Source organism: Synechococcus sp. CBW1006 (genome assembly GCF_015840525.1).
In the GTDB taxonomy this organism is placed as follows: domain Bacteria; phylum Cyanobacteriota; class Cyanobacteriia; order PCC-6307; family Cyanobiaceae; genus CBW1002.
In genome coordinates, this window is the sequence record NZ_CP060396.1 from 1,556,458 (window position 1) to 1,571,166 (window position 14,709).

The 14,709-nt window shown below is 67.0% G+C and carries 15 protein-coding genes; 6 read left to right on the plus strand and 9 right to left on the minus strand.

What is annotated here, in order from left to right; translation table 11 throughout:
* Positions 1-30: 30 nt before the first annotated feature.
* On the minus strand, positions 31-378 hold the full coding sequence (ndhM, locus tag H8F26_RS07420; RefSeq protein WP_197158583.1) for an NAD(P)H-quinone oxidoreductase subunit M: 348 nt from the start codon (positions 376-378) through the stop codon (positions 31-33).
* 187 nt (positions 379-565) lie between these two features.
* On the opposite strand from ndhM, the gene pds reads away from it, so the two are divergent.
* Together pds and H8F26_RS07430 are read left to right on the plus strand one after the other, a co-directional pair.
* Positions 566-1,990, plus strand: coding sequence for a 15-cis-phytoene desaturase (gene pds / locus H8F26_RS07425; protein WP_197158584.1), 1,425 nt, complete (start codon positions 566-568; stop codon positions 1,988-1,990).
* A 2-nt stretch (positions 1,991-1,992) separates the two neighbouring features.
* Positions 1,993-2,925 carry a phytoene synthase gene (locus H8F26_RS07430; protein WP_370594677.1) on the plus strand — a complete coding sequence of 311 codons (933 nt, stop codon included), beginning with the start codon at positions 1,993-1,995 and terminating at the stop codon, positions 2,923-2,925.
* 218 nt (positions 2,926-3,143) lie between these two features.
* Here H8F26_RS07430 and H8F26_RS07435 read toward each other — a convergent pair whose 3' ends face one another.
* From H8F26_RS07435 to H8F26_RS07445, 3 genes are all read right to left on the minus strand, one after another.
* A complete protein-coding gene (locus H8F26_RS07435; RefSeq protein ID WP_231605532.1) occupies positions 3,144-4,136 on the minus strand; it encodes an alpha/beta fold hydrolase in 993 nt (330 codons plus the stop codon).
* 336 nt (positions 4,137-4,472) lie between these two features.
* Entirely contained in the window at positions 4,473-4,898 is a 426-nt protein-coding gene (locus H8F26_RS07440; protein WP_197158586.1) for an RNA-binding protein, read from the minus strand.
* Positions 4,899-4,975: 77 nt separating this feature from the next.
* On the minus strand, positions 4,976-6,322 hold the full coding sequence (locus tag H8F26_RS07445; RefSeq protein ID WP_197158587.1) for a CCA tRNA nucleotidyltransferase: 1,347 nt from the start codon (positions 6,320-6,322) through the stop codon (positions 4,976-4,978).
* On the opposite strand from H8F26_RS07445, the gene H8F26_RS07450 reads away from it, so the two are divergent.
* From H8F26_RS07450 to H8F26_RS07460, 3 genes are read left to right on the plus strand one after another with little or no spacing between them, the layout of a single operon-like run.
* Entirely contained in the window at positions 6,321-6,572 is a 252-nt protein-coding gene (locus H8F26_RS07450) for a Ycf34 family protein (RefSeq protein ID WP_197158588.1), read from the plus strand. The genes H8F26_RS07445 and H8F26_RS07450 overlap by 2 nt on opposite strands.
* Entirely contained in the window at positions 6,569-7,267 is a 699-nt protein-coding gene (tsaB, locus tag H8F26_RS07455) for a tRNA (adenosine(37)-N6)-threonylcarbamoyltransferase complex dimerization subunit type 1 TsaB (RefSeq protein WP_197158589.1), read from the plus strand. Before H8F26_RS07450 ends, tsaB begins: the two co-directional genes overlap by 4 nt.
* Positions 7,267-8,010 carry a YdcF family protein gene (locus tag H8F26_RS07460; protein WP_197158590.1) on the plus strand — a complete coding sequence of 248 codons (744 nt, stop codon included), beginning with the start codon at positions 7,267-7,269 and terminating at the stop codon, positions 8,008-8,010. Before tsaB ends, H8F26_RS07460 begins: the two co-directional genes overlap by 1 nt.
* Here the strand turns inward: H8F26_RS07460 and H8F26_RS07465 are convergent.
* From H8F26_RS07465 to rpaB, 5 genes are all read right to left on the minus strand, one after another.
* The gene (locus H8F26_RS07465) at positions 7,940-8,674 is read right to left on the minus strand and encodes a lysophospholipid acyltransferase family protein (protein WP_370594693.1); all 735 of its coding nucleotides are present in this window, start codon (positions 8,672-8,674) and stop codon (positions 7,940-7,942) included. The genes H8F26_RS07460 and H8F26_RS07465 overlap by 71 nt on opposite strands.
* 113 nt (positions 8,675-8,787) lie before the next feature.
* Complete coding sequence (gene fabD / locus H8F26_RS07470; RefSeq protein WP_197158591.1) at positions 8,788-9,687, minus strand: ACP S-malonyltransferase; 900 nt, start codon at positions 9,685-9,687, stop codon at positions 8,788-8,790.
* A gap of 115 nt (positions 9,688-9,802) precedes the next feature.
* Positions 9,803-10,795, minus strand: a complete 993-nt coding sequence (locus H8F26_RS07475) for a beta-ketoacyl-ACP synthase III (protein WP_197159053.1) — start codon at positions 10,793-10,795, stop codon at positions 9,803-9,805.
* A gap of 100 nt (positions 10,796-10,895) precedes the next feature.
* Positions 10,896-12,305, minus strand: a complete 1,410-nt coding sequence (gene plsX / locus H8F26_RS07480) for a phosphate acyltransferase PlsX (RefSeq protein WP_197158592.1) — start codon at positions 12,303-12,305, stop codon at positions 10,896-10,898.
* The gene (rpaB, locus tag H8F26_RS07485) at positions 12,286-13,032 is read right to left on the minus strand and encodes a response regulator transcription factor RpaB (protein WP_197158593.1); all 747 of its coding nucleotides are present in this window, start codon (positions 13,030-13,032) and stop codon (positions 12,286-12,288) included. Before rpaB ends, plsX begins: the two co-directional genes overlap by 20 nt.
* Before the next feature lie 136 nt (positions 13,033-13,168).
* Between rpaB and radA the strand changes: the two genes are divergently transcribed.
* Positions 13,169-14,692: a DNA repair protein RadA gene (gene radA, locus H8F26_RS07490; protein ID WP_370594678.1), complete on the plus strand. Its 1,524-nt coding sequence runs from the start codon at positions 13,169-13,171 to the stop codon at positions 14,690-14,692.
* The last annotated feature ends 17 nt before the right edge of the window (positions 14,693-14,709 follow it).

The window sequence follows — 14,709 nt, forward strand, 5'->3', positions numbered from 1 at the left end:
CGGAGGCAGCCCGGCCGCGGGAGGAGCGGGTCACAGGGCTTCGGGACTGCGGGGCAGTCCCATGGAGTAATTGAGCACGCGGGCCTGGGGGTTGTAGCGAATGGCGCCGGCCTGGAGCATCTGCTGGATCAACCCTTCCAGCTCGGATCCGATGCGGCGCAGGGTGTAATCGGTCAGGTCGTCACCGGCATGACGCTCCACCAGGGCACGGAACTGGTCCTGCACCCGGCTGAGGCTGGCGTCCTCCCAGAGAAACTCGTTGTCGGGGTCCACATCCAGCGTCAGATGCCCGGAGTCGGACACCAGATCACCGTCCTCCACCCGGGCCGTGAACAGGCGGATGTGGCGGGTGGTGCATTTCAGCAGGATCTCAACCATCAGCTGGCGGTGCTGGGGCTCAGGCGAGCCGAACGGAGTGGGTCAACGCTACCGGGAACCGGGCCAGACAGGGCGCTGCGGGGGGTGGGCAGCGCCAGGGGCTGGGCCCGGCTTGGCCGAGGAGAAGCTGCCGGGTCGCGACCTCTGGGGGCTCCCTTTATGGTTGCCCGTACTTTCGAGTCGGTTCATGCGCGTCGCCATCGCCGGAGCGGGCCTTGCCGGGTTGTCGTGCGCCAAGTACCTCTGTGACGCCGGCCATACGCCGGTGGTCTATGAAGCCCGCGATGTGCTCGGCGGCAAGGTGGCCGCCTGGCAGGACGAAGAGGGGGATTGGTACGAAACAGGCCTTCACATCTTCTTCGGGGCTTACCGCAACATGCGGCAGCTGTTCGCGGAACTCGATATCGAGGATCGGCTGCAGTGGAAAAGCCACTCGATGATCTTCAACCAGAAGGACGTACCCGGCACCTACAGCCGCTTCGACTTTCCAGACCTGCCGGCCCCGTTCAACGGAGTGGCGGCGATTCTGGGCAACAACGACATGCTCACCTGGCCTGAGAAAATCGCCTTCGGCCTCGGACTGGTCCCCGCCATGCTGCGCGGCCAAGACTACGTGGAAGCCTGTGACCAATACTCCTGGACTGAGTGGTTGCAACTGCACAACATTCCAGAACGTGTGAACGACGAAGTTTTTATCGCCATGAGCAAGGCGCTCAACTTCATCGATCCTGATGAGATTTCCAGCACCGTCGTTCTCACCGCCCTGAACCGTTTCCTCCAGGAGGGCGATGGTTCCAAGATGGCCTTCCTCGATGGCAATCCGCCCCAGCGCCTCTGCCAGCCGATCGTGGATTACATCACGGCCAGAGGCGGAGAGGTGCATCTCAACAGCCCTCTGCGGGCCATTGAGCTTGCCGCTGATGGCAGCGTCAGCAGCTTCCGCCTCGCTGGCATCAAGGGCAAGGAAGGCCAACAGGTGGTGGCCGATGCCTATGTGAGCGCCCTGCCGGTGGATCCGCTGAAGCTGCTGCTGCCCGAGTCCTGGAGGGAGCTGCCGTATTTCAGCAAGCTGGAAGGGCTCAACGGCGTGCCAGTGATCAATATCCATCTCTGGTTCGATCGCAAGCTCACAGACATCGACCACCTGCTGTTCAGTCGCAGTGAACTGCTCAGCGTCTATGCAGACATGAGCAACACCTGTCGCGAATACGAAGACCCCGACCGTTCCATGCTGGAGCTCGTGTTCGCCCCAGCCAAAGACTGGATCGGCCGCAGCGACGACGCCATCATTGCCGCCACCCTCGAGGAACTCAAACGCCTCTTCCCGCAGCATTTCAGCGGTGAGGACCAGGCCCAGCTGCGTAAATCGAAGGTGGTGAAGACGCCCCTGTCTGTCTACAAGACCGTTCCCGGTTGCCAGAAACTGCGTCCTAGCCAGGAGTCACCGATCACCAACTTTTTCCTGGCCGGCGATTACACGATGCAGCGCTATCTTGCCTCCATGGAGGGTGCCGTGCTCAGCGGCAAGCTCTGCGCCGAGGCGGTGGATCGCAGATTCGGTCCCGCCTCATCCGCCCAGCCCGTCCCCCAGTCCACCCTGACGGCGGTCTGAGCGTGCTGGCCGCCACCCCTGCCACCTCCACTGCTCTCCTCCCATCCCTGGAGGAGGCCTATGACCAGTGCCGCCAGGAAACAGCCCAGTGGGCCAAGACCTTTTATCTGGGCACCCTGCTGATGCCCGCGGCCAAGCGTCGGGCCATCTGGGCGATTTACGTCTGGTGCCGCCGCACCGATGAATTGATGGACAGCCCCCAGGCGCAGGATCTGCCTGTAGCCCAGCTGGCAGAACGGCTCGATCGCTGGGAAGAGCGCACCCGCGCCCTGTTTGCAGGGCAGGTGAAGGACGGACTGGATCGGGTGATGGCCGACACGCTGGAGCGCTATCCCCAGCCGCTGCAGCCCTATCTCGACATGATCGAGGGGCAGCGGATGGATCTGTTTCAGCATCGCTATGCCACCTTTTCTGATCTGAAGCTCTACTGCTACCGGGTCGCTGGAACCGTTGGGCTGATGACGCAGGAGGTGATGGGCCTGGATCCGGCCTACACCACGGCTCCCTGGAGCGAGCGGCCCGACACCTCCCAAGCAGCGGTGGCCCTGGGGATTGCCAATCAGCTCACCAACATTCTCCGCGATGTTGGCGAGGATCGTGGCCGGGGTCGCATCTATTTGCCCCAGGAAGATCTCAACAAATTCGGCTATTCCGAGACCGACCTGATGGCTGGCCACCTGAGCGAGAACTGGCGAGCCCTGATGCGCTTTCAACTGCAGCGGGCCCGTGACTGGTTTGCCCGCTCCGAGGAAGGGGTCCGCTGGCTGGCTCCCGATGCCCGCTGGCCGGTGTGGGCCTCGCTGCGCCTCTATCGCGGCATTCTCGATGTGATTGAGCGCCACGATTACGATGTCTTCAATAAGCGGGCCTATGTTCCACGGGTGGGCAAGCTGCTGGATCTGCCGCTCTCCTTTGTGATCGCCCAGGCTCGATAACACGGTAGGGAAAGTCTCGCCATCGTCATGATGGCTTCGAGTCTTGCCAGTGGTTTCAGCGCGGTACTCCTCGCCGTGGTTGACCTCAGGCCAGGTCCGATGCCGACCCACCATCTGAGAGCTGCAGCGCACCTGCTTGGTGAGCTTCTCCACAGCGAAGACAAGATCAGTGCCCGGGAAGAGATGCAGCCGTGGTGAGGGCCTTGCCGGATCGTGGATCAGCAGGACAGGCCTGTTCCTGTGACGTCCTGCGAGAGGGCCCGGAGCAAGATCGGATTGACTAGTTCAGGAGCCTCATCGTGGGGGCAATGGCCTAGGCCACGGAGGACATGGAGTGCTTTCACACAGGCGAACTGTTGCCAGCGTCTGGCTTCGGATACCGGTTCCCAGGGATCTGCTTCGCCCCACACCATGCGAACGGGGGTGGTCAGTGCTGCGAGCAGATCCGGCGCGAGGTGATCGTCGAAGAGGTTGATGAAGCCTCGGAAGGCTTCGTCAGCTCCGGTCTTCTGGGTGGGGCCCAGCAGTAGCGATACCAGCTGGTCGTCAACATTGGCTCCGCTTGGATAGGCCCGCTTCAGCACCTTTCGGATCACGCGGGCTTGGCTGAGCTGCCGAAACAGCCATTGGGTGAGCCATCGTTGCCGAACAAGGGCTTTCAGCAGAGAACGGCTATAACGACTCAGAGGCGGCTGATCCGCCAGGAGCTTGTCATCAAGAGCTCGCTGAGCGCAGTCCACCAGCAGCACCTGTCGGGCGGGACGTCCTTCCTGTTCCATCAGAGCGGCACAGCGCAGAGCCACCACTCCACCGATTGAGTTGCCCACCAGGGTGGTTGGAGTACGCACGACTTCCGTGATGAAGGCGGAGACCTGTTCCGCCCAGAGTTCAAGGCCATAGACACAATCGCCGTCTTCAGCCGATTCCCCGACAAGGCGGGAGCGAGGCTTGCCACTGGCTCCGAATCCAAGCAGGTCAATGGCGTAGACGTCGTGATGGACGGCCAGAGCTGCAAGGTTGTGGCGCCAGTGCTCCTTGCAAGCCCCGAACCCGTGGATCAGTACAGCCGCCGGCCGATCTCCGGCTTCTCTCCTGATGAAATCACCTGGAGCCGGTCTTTTCTCACCTGCTCGGCAGATCACATAACTCACTGGCTGGCCCCGCCAGTTCCACTGGGCCTCCCATGTCTTGGGAAAGGGACTGTCGCTCACGCTGGATGCCCCACTTGTCATGGATTGACCAGCCCAGCCGCCATACACCTGATTCTGTCGGTGTTGTTGAGAAGGCGCAGGTCCGATCTCACAACCTGACCCACCCTCGCACGCAAAGAAGAAGACGTCCGGGACTCAGGCCGACAACCACAAACAGCTGCCGTCTGATCATGCAAGGTTTGCGTGGTCAGTAGGCTTCCGAGGGCAGCCGGTGATTGGCACGATGGTATTTAGATTTTCCTGATTGGCCTCTGAATCCTGCGGCACGTCGATGGTGGCGACGCATGTGCCGCAGGGCTAGTGCCGGGAGGCAGCAGCCCTGCGATCGTTGCTGGATCAGACGGCAGCAGTCTGTTTGCCGAGCAGGTCCTTCAGCTTCGAGAGCTCGCCGGCCCAGCGGGGATCGGGAGCTTCGGCATCGACGCTGTCGGCGTGCACCACCTTGTTGATTGCCTTGCGGGCGGCCGTGGGTGCTGCACCGACGCGACTGCCGGCGGCACCGGTGGGGCGGGCGTCACGACGCTCGGAGATCTCAATGCGGAGGGTGCTGCCGCCGAACTCCTTGCCGTTGAGCTGCTCGATCAGGGCATCGGCCAGCTTCGGGTCGTCCACGTTGGCGAAGCCGAAGCCCCGGCTGGCGCCGGTGTCGCGGTCGGTGACGGACTTGAAACGAATCCCCTTGCCAACGTTCGCGAGCAGAGCGTCGAGCTCTTTTGCATCAAAAGCTTCCGGCAGATTGCCGATGTAGAGACGAACGCTCATGGGAGGAGGGAAGGGGATAGGAGGAAAGCTTCAGCAGGCGAGGAGAAACCTCTGGTACACGCCTTTGCATTTCAAAGTTAATCATGTCGCCGGTCCGCAGCCCTACGGCCTTCCTCACCTGCCTCGGCCTGTTGCCACCATTTCCGCGCCAGCTGCACGATCGGTTCGGCTGCCGCAGCAGATTGCGGATCCAACCCGCTGGTGCTCTGTTGTGACGCTTCTGGCAACCGCTGATAGGCCCTCTCGCGGGTGAGGAAGGCCAGCAATTCCCCCAGCCGTGGCCCAGCGGGGATCGCCAGCAGCTCCTGCAGCTGGCGCCCATCGATCGGCGGGCGGGGGTGAAACAGGGGGTCGTGCGGGTCGTGCCAGCGCTCCATGGCCTGGCGAGCCGTGGCCTCAGGCAGGAGCAGCAGCAGCGCCGGAAGTGCCTCCTCCAGCTCCTGGTGCAGCCGCAGGCGTTCGGGTTCCTGCAAGGTCTTCAGACTGCCGCAGCCCTTCCCGGCGCTGCGGGCCTCCAAAGCGACGCGCCAGCGATTCAGGCGCTCACAGCGCTGCTGTAACCGGCGACTGCCGTGCAGCCGCGCCACAGCCCCGCCATCCAGCAGGGCCGCCAGCCGCGCCAGGGGTAAGGCCCAGCCCCGTTCCTCCCGGTTCAAACCCCGGGCAACCGCCCCTTCCTCATCCAGGCCCGTGAGCCTGGCCGCGCCCGCTGCATCGGCTTGCCAGGGTTGCAGCAGCTGCAGCTCCATCGCGGTGATCAGGCCTCTGTGGCCGGCTGGTGCCGCCGCCAGTTTCTCCAGTTCCGTCAGAACCCGTTCGCAGGCCACGCTGGCCAGGCGGTGATGGTGGGCCGCCAGCCAGCGACGGGTGGTGGCGGACAGGCGAAACTCCAGTTCTGCCGCCAGCCGCACCCCCCGCAGCAGACGCAGCGGATCGTCAAGCAGGTTGGCCTCGCTCACGGCCACCAGCTGCCGCTGGCGCAGATCCGCCAGGCCTCCGGTGGGATCCAGAAGAGAGGCGCCGGCTTCCAGTGGCAGGGCGATGGCATTGATCGTGTAGTCGCGGCGGCGCAGATCGCTGGCCAGATCGGTGCCGCAGCGGCGAGCCAGGTCCACCGTCCAGCCCCGCAGCACCAGGCGGGCGATGCTGCGCTGCTCGTCCAGCACCACGCAACTGCCGCCGTGGCGGCGGGCCAGGCGGCGGCAGAGCTCGATCGCATCCTCCGCGACCACCAGATCGAGATCGGGGCGATCCGCCAGGCGATCCAGAAGCCCATCCCGCACAGCCCCACCCACCAGGGCGGCATCGGCCGGAAGGTGGTCGATGGAGAGCGGCCACTGGTCCACGGCCAGCCTCTGACGCAACTGCGCCGCCGCCTCAGCCTCTTCGGCCAGAATGTCTGTTGGATCCGGTCCGTGCAGCATGTGCATCTGTGTGGATTGCCACTGGGTGGACCGCTGCCAGGCCTACCACGCAGTGGAGCGGCAGCATGGTGTGCCCCACCTCAGCGCCACCCCGGACATCAGGCCCCAGCAGCCACGCATTCACGTGCAGGTGCGTGAGCTGGAGGGCGGAGGGGTGGGGGTGGAGTGGGACGTGCGCGGATGTGACAGTTTCCAGGCGGAGCCGGGGCGTTGGCATCGGTTGCGGCCGGGCGAGAAGCTGCCCGCATGAGTGAGCCCTCTCCCTCCCCCGATCCCTCGCCGGCCACGGTTTCCCAGGCCAACGGGAGTGCCGTTCCCTGGGTCCTGGCGCTGCACAGCAGCAGCGACACCTTCGGTGTGGCGGCCCAGCCCCTGGGGGGCGGCGGGTCTCTTCAGTCCCGCGCCTTTCCCCTGGGGCGCTCGCTCTCCAATCAACTGCTCGAGTGTGTGGAGGCGGTGCTGCCGGCCAGCCAATGGTCACGGCTTGCGCGCCTGGCCGTGGCGACAGGTCCTGGTGGTTTCACCGGCACGCGCCTCTCGGTGGTGCTGGCCCGCACTCTGGCCCAGCAGCTGGCGGTCCCCCTGGATGGCGTGGGCAGCTTCGCGCTGATCGCCCAACGTCTGCTGGGCGATGGGGCAGCTCCTGCCACGGGTCCTTTCTGGCTGGTGCAGGAGCTGCCGCGCCGTGGCCTGGTGGCGGGCCTCTATGCCGCCGATCCCATCCAGACCGCTGGCGTGATCGAACGGCTGACCCCACGCCTCTACGGCAAGTCTGAGCAGCTGGCTGAGCTGGCGGCGGCGCCGCTGCTGTCGGCCGTGCCGGTTCTTCCCGCCGATGCCGAGCTGCTGCTGGTCCGCTGCCAGGCAGCGGCGGCGGCCGATCGGCCCGCTCCTTGGCAGCCGGTGCTGCCGCTGTATCCCACCAGCCCGGTGGAGGGGCTCTGATGGCGGCAACCCCCAGCGACCCTCCGCCCTCCCGGCGCCGCCGACCCCAGCGCCGATCGTCAGGGCCACCGCCGCGCAGCGCCGGTCCACTCCCAGGGCCCACGGGCCGGCCGGTGCCCCAGCAACAGACACGTCGCCCTCCGGCCCGGCGGGGACTGGGCAGGCTGGTGCTGCCGCTGGTGCTGGGCAGCGGCCTGCTCTGGCTGTCCCGCGGCTGGTGGTGGCCGACGCCACCGCAGCCGCAGATGATCCTGGTGCTGGGCGGCGATGCGGAGCGCGAACAGGTCGCGGCCCGCCTGGCCCGCCGCGATGGACTGCCGGTGGTGGTGAGCGGCGGCACCAATCCCGAATATGCCCACTGGCTGTTCGAGCAACGGGAGGGATTGCCGCGGGATCGGGTCAAGCTCGACTACCGCGCCCGCGACACCCTCTCCAACTTCACCTCCCTGGTGGATGATCTGCGTCGCTCGCGCATCCGCCACGCCCTGCTGGTGACCAGCAGCGACCACATGGACCGGGCCCTGCTGGTGGGCCGGATCGTGGCCGGCAGCCGTGGCATCCAGCTCACTCCCGTGGCTGTGCCCTGCGGCCACCACTGCCGTCCTGAGGGCCGCAGCAAGGTCTGGGGAGATGGGCTAAGGGCGGCGCTCTGGGTGGTGAGCGGCCATGACATCAGGGGTTGGGCGGCAGACCATCTGAGCCCGTGGCTGGAGCGAGCTGGGGCGCGGCTGGAGCGCCGCTGAGCATTCCCTGATCGAGCAGAGCATTGATCTGCTCCTGGCAGGCCCGGGTGGTGGCGTCCAGATCGGGGCGGCGGCGCGAAGCCGGTGGCGGAATCGGCGTGCCGATGCGGATGTGGATCGGCACCAGGCGCAGGCGTTGCCTACCGGTACCGAGGGCCCGGTGGCTGTTCACGATCGCCACCGGCAGCAGCGGCACCCCCGCCCGGGCGGCCAGAAGGGCGGCACCGGGCTGGGGCTCGTTGACGCGCCCATCCGCTTGACGGGTGCCATCCAGAAACACCCCCGTGGCCCAGCCCTGCAGCAACCGGTCGGTGGCGGTGCGGATCGCTTCGCGGTCGCTGGCGCCACGGGCCACCGGGTAGGCGCCACAGGCCCGGATGATCGGCCCCAGCAGCGGCACCCGGAACAGCTCCGCTTTCGCCATGAAGGCGACGGGGCGTCCCAGGGCATGGCCGAGCAGCGGCGGGTCGAGATGGGATCCGTGGTTCGCCACCACCACCAACGCCCCTTCCAGGGGCACATTGGTGTTGCCGGCGGTGCGGCCCCGGAACAGCAGCCGGTAGATCGGAAACACCAGCAGGTAGCTGATCAGCCGATAGGTGAGGCTGGGTTTCGGGGTGCTGAGCAGTGCCGGAGGCTCGGCAGGTTTGCGCCGCCGCCGCAGGACCCGCTTCACCGCCTGGACGGAGCGGGATCCGGGGCGGTTAGCGCCGACGGGCCGCTCTTGCTCGTCGGCACCGCTGCCTTGCCGAGGCCCGGAGGGTGGGGCTGGGGTGCTCACAGGCCCAGGTCAGCGGCGGAAGCGATCTGGCTGGTGGTGATGCCGCTGCAGCTCCGCTTGATCAGGCCGCTGAGCAAATTGCCCGGGCCGATTTCCACCGCTGTGCTGATCGCCTCGGCCACGAAGCAATCCATGGTTTCGCGCCAGCGCACGCCGGTCGTCATCTGGCGGGTGAGCCGCGCCTTGAGCACCTCTCCCCGGGTTTCCGGCGTGGGATCGGTGTTGCTGAGCACCGGAATCGTGGCATCGGCGAACGGCACGGCCTCCAGCTCAGCGGCGAAGGCCTCGGCCGCCTCAGCCATGAAGGGGGAATGGAAGGCCCCGCTCACCGCCAGCGGGATGGCGCGCTTGCACTGCAGCGCTGCGCACACCGCAGCCACGGCCTCGGGGCTGCCGGAGAGGACAACCTGGGCACTGCTGTTGTCGTTGGCGATCACCACCCCATCGGTGGCGGCCACCAGGTCGTTGAGCTGATTGCGATCGAAGCCCATCACCGCAGTCATGGCGCCGCCCCTTGCCGCCGCCATCAGCACACTTCGCTTCAGGATGAGTACCAACGCCGTATGCGCATCCAGTACCCCGGCGGCATAGAGGCCAACGAACTCACCAAGACTGTGCCCAGAGACCAACTGGGCTGTGCGTCCCTGGCGCCTGAGCTCGTCGACCAGAAGGCTTTCAACAACGAACAGGGCCAGCTGGGTGTTGCGGGTTCGGTTCAGGTCTCCGAGAACTCCATAGCGGCTCTCCTCCTGCCCCTGGCAGATCGCCAGCAGGTCGCGGCCCAGCAGCTCCGAGGCCTGCCCGAAGCGCTCGCGGGCGCCGGCCAGATCCAGAACCCCATCGGCCATCCCCACCTTCTGGGAACCCTGGCCAGGAAACACCCAGGCAATACCCATGCCGTTGCTGCGCGTGCGATCGGCAGGAGATTACGGCGGTGCTGTTCACCGAGAACCAAACCAGGGCTGCCGCCTGCAGGCGAGCCGCAGCGGTGTGACCCCGAGGTGACCGGGCTCAGCCCTGGGGACCGCTCCAGCGCAGCAGGGCCCCGCCCCAGCTGAGCCCGGCACCGAAGCCACTGCTGGCCAGCCGGTGACCGGGCTTGACACGACCATCGCGCACGGCTTCATCAAGCATCAGCGGAATTGTTGCGGCTGAGGTGTTGCCATAGCTGGCCAGGTTGCTGAGCACCCGTTCCGGAGGCACCTTGAAGCGCTCGGCCACCGCATCGAGAATGCGTTGGTTGGCCTGATGCAGCAGCAACCAGTCGAGCTGGTTGGCCTCGGTGCCACAGGCCTCCAGCACCTCAGCCAGCACGGCGGGCACTTCCCGCACGGCGAACTTGTAGACCTCCTGGCCGTTCATGTGGATCGGCGCGAAGCCGCCGCGCTGGGCCGAGAGATTGCCGAGCAGGGCCTGGCGTTGATCGGTCTGGGCGAGGGTGAGGCAGCCGTTGCGGCTGCCATCGGAGCGCATGCGAAAGCCCAGCAATCCGTTGGCGTCGGCATCGCAGGCCTCCACGGCCACGGCTGCGGCCCCATCCCCGAACAGCACGCAGGTCCGGCGGTCATCCCAGTCCACCCAGCGGCTGAGCTGGTCAGCGCCGATCACCAGGGCCCGACGCACACTGCCGCCGGCGATGTACTGGGCCGCGGTGATCAGGGCGAAGAGGAAGCCGCTGCAGGCGGCCGTGAGATCGAAGGCCACGGCATTCCGAGCGCCCAGGCAGGCCTGGATGCGAGGAGCGGTGCCGAACAGGTCGTCGGGACTGGAGGTGGCCAGCAGGATCAGATCCAGGCTTTCCGGGCTCCAGCCGGCATGGGCAAGGGCGTGGGTGCAGGCCTCTGCGGCCAGGCTGGTGAGGGTTTCATCGGGGCCAGCGACCCGCCGAGAGCCGATGCCGGTGCGGGAGCGGATCCAGGCATCATTGGTGTCGACCCGCTCGCTCAGCGCGGCATTGCTGACACTGGCTGCCGGCAGGGCACTGCCACAGCCCACCAGGGCCATGCCCGGACGTTCCGCTGCCCGGCCCAGGCCATCCGCCGACATGCCCAGGGATTCACCGCTTGCCCCGAACGCCACGTGATCAGACCACGATTGGGCTCAGTCAATCACAGGCTGCTGCCGTTGCTGCTTCGGCCTGGACCTGGCTGGCGCCGAGCGCATGGAGGTCGTCCATGACGCCGTGGCTGGCGGCCGAATGGGCCAGGCGCAGGGCGCTCAGCACCGAGAGGGCCTTGCTGCTGCCATGGCCGATCACACAGACCCCATCCACCCCCAGCAGCAGAGCGCCGCCGTGCTCGGCATGGTCGAGACGCTTCTTGATGCGCACCAGGTTGCTGCGCAGAAAGGCTGAGCCCAGCTTGCCGCGGCGGCCGCGGGGCAGCTCGGCGCGCAGCACATCCAGCAGCACGCTGCCCACCGATTCAAGGAATTTCAGCAGCACATTGCCGGTGTACCCGTCGCAGACGACCACATCGAAGTCGCCGGAAAGGATGTCGCGCCCTTCGCAGTTGCCGGCAAACACAAAGCGCTCGTCGCCGGCCAGCAGCGGGTAGGTGCGCAGGCAGAGGTCGTTCCCCTTGCACTCCTCCTCTCCGATGTTCACCAGGCCGACCCGGGGGCGGGCCACCTGCAGCACGTCGCGGCTGTAGATGTTGCCGAGCAGGGCGAACTGGTGCAGCCATTCGGGCTTGCAGTCCATGTTGGCGCCCACGTCCAGCACCAGCACCTGCTGGCTGGGGTCCTTGGTGGGGAACAGGGCGCCGATGGCGGGGCGATCGATGCCCTTGAGCCTGCCGAGGCGAAAGATCGCCGAGGCCATCACGGCACCGGAGTTGCCGGCGGAATACACGGCGGTGGCCTCGCCGCGCTTGACCAGATCCATGGCCAGGTTGATGCTGGCGTCGCGCTTGCGCCGCACCACCGTGGCTTCCTCGTGCATGCCCACGGAGGGGCCGCTGGACACCAGGTCGATCAGGCCCCGCTCCGTCGCGCTGGCGAGGGCGTCCTGCAGCCCCAGCTCAGCCACGGCCCGTTGCAGGGGCTCGGTCTCTGCCACGAAGCGCACCCGCAGAGGCAGCAGCTCCACGGCACTGAGGCAGCCCTCAAGAATCGGACCGGGGGCTTCGTCGCCGCCCATGCCGTCCACCGCCACCCAGAGCCGCTCGGTATCGGCGATCTCGGCCGCCATGCCCGCCTGGCCCTGCTGAAGCCGCCGCAGGGGGTCGAACACCAGGGGGGTGAGCACCGTGCCCGCCACGGTGCCGGCGCCGGAGACCACCGATCCGGCCATGGTCCCCGCCATCGAGCCGGCTGCACCGGCCACGTTGCCGGCGACGCCCACCACGGACCCGGCCACGTTGCCGGCGGCGGTGGCCGTGCCGACCACGCGAGTCACGGTCGCATTGCGCCGGTACCAGACCACCAGTCGCCGGATCGCCCGGCTGGGTTTGGCTCGGCTGGTTCGAGGCCGCAGAGGGCCCGGAACCGTGTTGTCAGCTTCCTTCGGAGGCAACGGCGTCAACGATGCGCTGGAACAGATACCCGGTGCCCCGTGCCGTGAGGATCAGCTCGGGATTGGCGGGATCGTCTTCCAGTTTGGAGCGCAGCCGGGAGATATGGACATCCACCACGCGGGTGTCCACGTGACGCTCCGGGGTATAACCCCACACCTCCTTGAGGATCTCGCCACGGCTGAACGGCTCGCCTGAGCGGCTCACCAGCAGCTCCAGCAGGCTGAACTCCATGCCGGTGAGCCGGATGCGCTCATCGCCCCGGTAGACCTGGCGCTTGTTGGTGTCGATGCGCAGTTCGCCCACCTGGATCACCCCCGAGTTGGGGATGCCCGCCACCGCTTCCTTCTCGACACGCCGGAGCACGCAGCGGATGCGCGCCTCGAGCTCCTTGGGGCTGAACGGCTTGACCACATAGTCATCGGCGCCGAGTTCGAGGCCGGTGATGCGGTCGGCCACGTCGCCCAGGGCCGTGAGCATCACGATCGGTACATCCGATTCCTTGCGCAGCTCCTGGCAGACGCCATAGCCATCCAGCTTCGGCATCATCACGTCGAGCACCACCAGATCGGGTGTGACGCGTCGGAAGCTTTCAAGCGCCTCGACACCGTCACAGGCGGTGACCACCTGATAGCCGATCATCGACAGGCGGGTCTCCAGGATCCGTCGGATGCTGGCCTCGTCATCCACGACGAGGATGGTTTCCTTGGCGGGGGACGAAGCCGTCATCGCAGCGTCACCACAACCGTCATCACAGAGGCACTCGCCATTGAGCGGCATCTACATCCGATCAGCACTACTGAAAAGGCCAGAGGTCCACTCCGTTCACTGAAAGCCACCATTCGTCACAGATCGAGTTGAAGCGATGGCCCTGGGGCGCCCGTCCACCCACTACGTCTGCAGCAGCTGCGGCGCCCGCACGCGCCAGTTCTTCGGCCGTTGCGCGGCCTGCGGCAGCTGGAACACCCTGGTGGAACAGGCGGTACCGGCAGCTGATTCACGGCGTCGCCGGCCGGTGCCCCGCTCCGGTGGTGGCCCTGCAAGCCACGGTGTGGCCGAAGACTGGAATGGGGCGGATGGAGAGGCTGCCGCCACCGGCAGACCGCGGCGTTCGGAGCCGATCCATGCGGTGGGGGAACGGCCCCTGCAGCGGCTCAGCAGCGGCTACATCGAACTCGACCGGGTTCTCGGTGGTGGCCTGGTGCCGGGATCGCTGGTGCTGCTGGGGGGCGATCCCGGCATCGGCAAATCGACCCTGCTGCTGCAGAGCGCCCGGGCGATGGCGGATCGCTGCTCGGTGCTCTACGTCAGTGCCGAGGAATCGGCCCAGCAGGTGAAACTGCGCTGGCGGCGCCTGGCCGAAGTGGCGGCCACCAGCGGTGAGGGCAGAAGCGAGCCTCAAGGGTCTGGCGGGGCTGACCGGAACGTGCTCCAACTCCTCTCGGAAACCGATCTGGAGCTGGTGTTGCAGGAGCTGGAGGCACTGCGGCCGGCGGTGGCAATCATCGACAGCATCCAGGCCCTGCACGACGGCGAACTCAGCAGCGCCCCGGGGTCGGTCGCGCAGGTGCGGGAGTGTGCCGCGGCCCTGGCCCGCATCGCCAAGCGCCAGGACACGGCACTGCTGCTGGTGGGCCATGTGACCAAGGAGGGCATGTTGGCGGGGCCCAAGGTGCTGGAGCATCTGGTTGATGCCGTGCTCACCTTCGAGGGGGACCGCTTCGCCAGCCACCGGCTGCTGCGTGCCGTGAAGAACCGCTTCGGCGCCACCCACGAACTCGGTGTTTTCGAGATGCAGGGCCGCGGCCTGGCGGAGGTGAGCAACCCCAGCGAACTGTTCCTGGGCAGCCAGGAGCCCAGCCAGGGCACCGCCACGATCGTGGCCTGCGAAGGCACCCGCTCCCTGGTGGTCGAACTGCAGGCCCTGGTGAGCACCACCAGCTACGCCAGCCCACGGCGCACCGCCACGGGCATCGGCACCAATCGCCTCCATCAGATCCTGGCGGTCCTGGAGAAGCACCTCTCCCTGCCCCTGTCGCGCTTCGACTGCTACCTGGCCGTGGCCGGCGGCCTCGAGGTGGAGGAGCCGGCGGCGGACCTGGGGGTTGCTGCCGCGGTGGTGGCCAGCTTCCGCGACCTCACCCTGCCGCCTGGAACCGTCCTGATCGGTGAGCTGGGCCTGGGCGGCCAGTTGAGACCCGTGGGGCAGATGGAGCTGCGTCTGCAGGAAGCGGCCCGCCTCGGGTTCCGCCGAGCGGTGGTGCCCAGGTCCGGCGGCCTGGGGGGGCTGGCGGCCGGACTGGATCTGCAGCTGCTGGAGGCGGGCAACGTGGCCGAAGCGCTGGTGGCGGCCCTGGGCTCGCACCCCTCCCAGGAGCAGCCGTTCTGAGGGTCGCGCGTCTGAGG

Bases quoted from the DNA above. Each gene is read 5' to 3' on its own strand.
- ndhM (WP_197158583.1), bottom strand. From the start codon at position 378: ATGGTTGAGATCCTGCTGAAATGCACCACCCGCCACATCCGCCTGTTC.
- pds (WP_197158584.1), top strand. From the start codon at position 566: ATGCGCGTCGCCATCGCCGGAGCGGGCCTTGCCGGGTTGTCGTGCGCC.
- H8F26_RS07440 (WP_197158586.1), bottom strand. From the start codon at position 4,898: ATGAGCGTTCGTCTCTACATCGGCAATCTGCCGGAAGCTTTTGATGCA.
- H8F26_RS07450 (WP_197158588.1), top strand. From the start codon at position 6,321: ATGTGCATCTGTGTGGATTGCCACTGGGTGGACCGCTGCCAGGCCTAC.
- H8F26_RS07445 (WP_197158587.1), bottom strand. From the start codon at position 6,322: ATGCTGCACGGACCGGATCCAACAGACATTCTGGCCGAAGAGGCTGAG.
- tsaB (WP_197158589.1), top strand. From the start codon at position 6,569: ATGAGTGAGCCCTCTCCCTCCCCCGATCCCTCGCCGGCCACGGTTTCC.
- H8F26_RS07460 (WP_197158590.1), top strand. From the start codon at position 7,267: ATGGCGGCAACCCCCAGCGACCCTCCGCCCTCCCGGCGCCGCCGACCC.
- fabD (WP_197158591.1), bottom strand. From the start codon at position 9,687: ATGGGTATTGCCTGGGTGTTTCCTGGCCAGGGTTCCCAGAAGGTGGGG.
- H8F26_RS07475 (WP_197159053.1), bottom strand. From the start codon at position 10,795: ATGGCCCTGGTGGGCTGTGGCAGTGCCCTGCCGGCAGCCAGTGTCAGC.
- rpaB (WP_197158593.1), bottom strand. From the start codon at position 13,032: ATGACGGCTTCGTCCCCCGCCAAGGAAACCATCCTCGTCGTGGATGAC.
- radA (WP_370594678.1), top strand. From the start codon at position 13,169: ATGGCCCTGGGGCGCCCGTCCACCCACTACGTCTGCAGCAGCTGCGGC.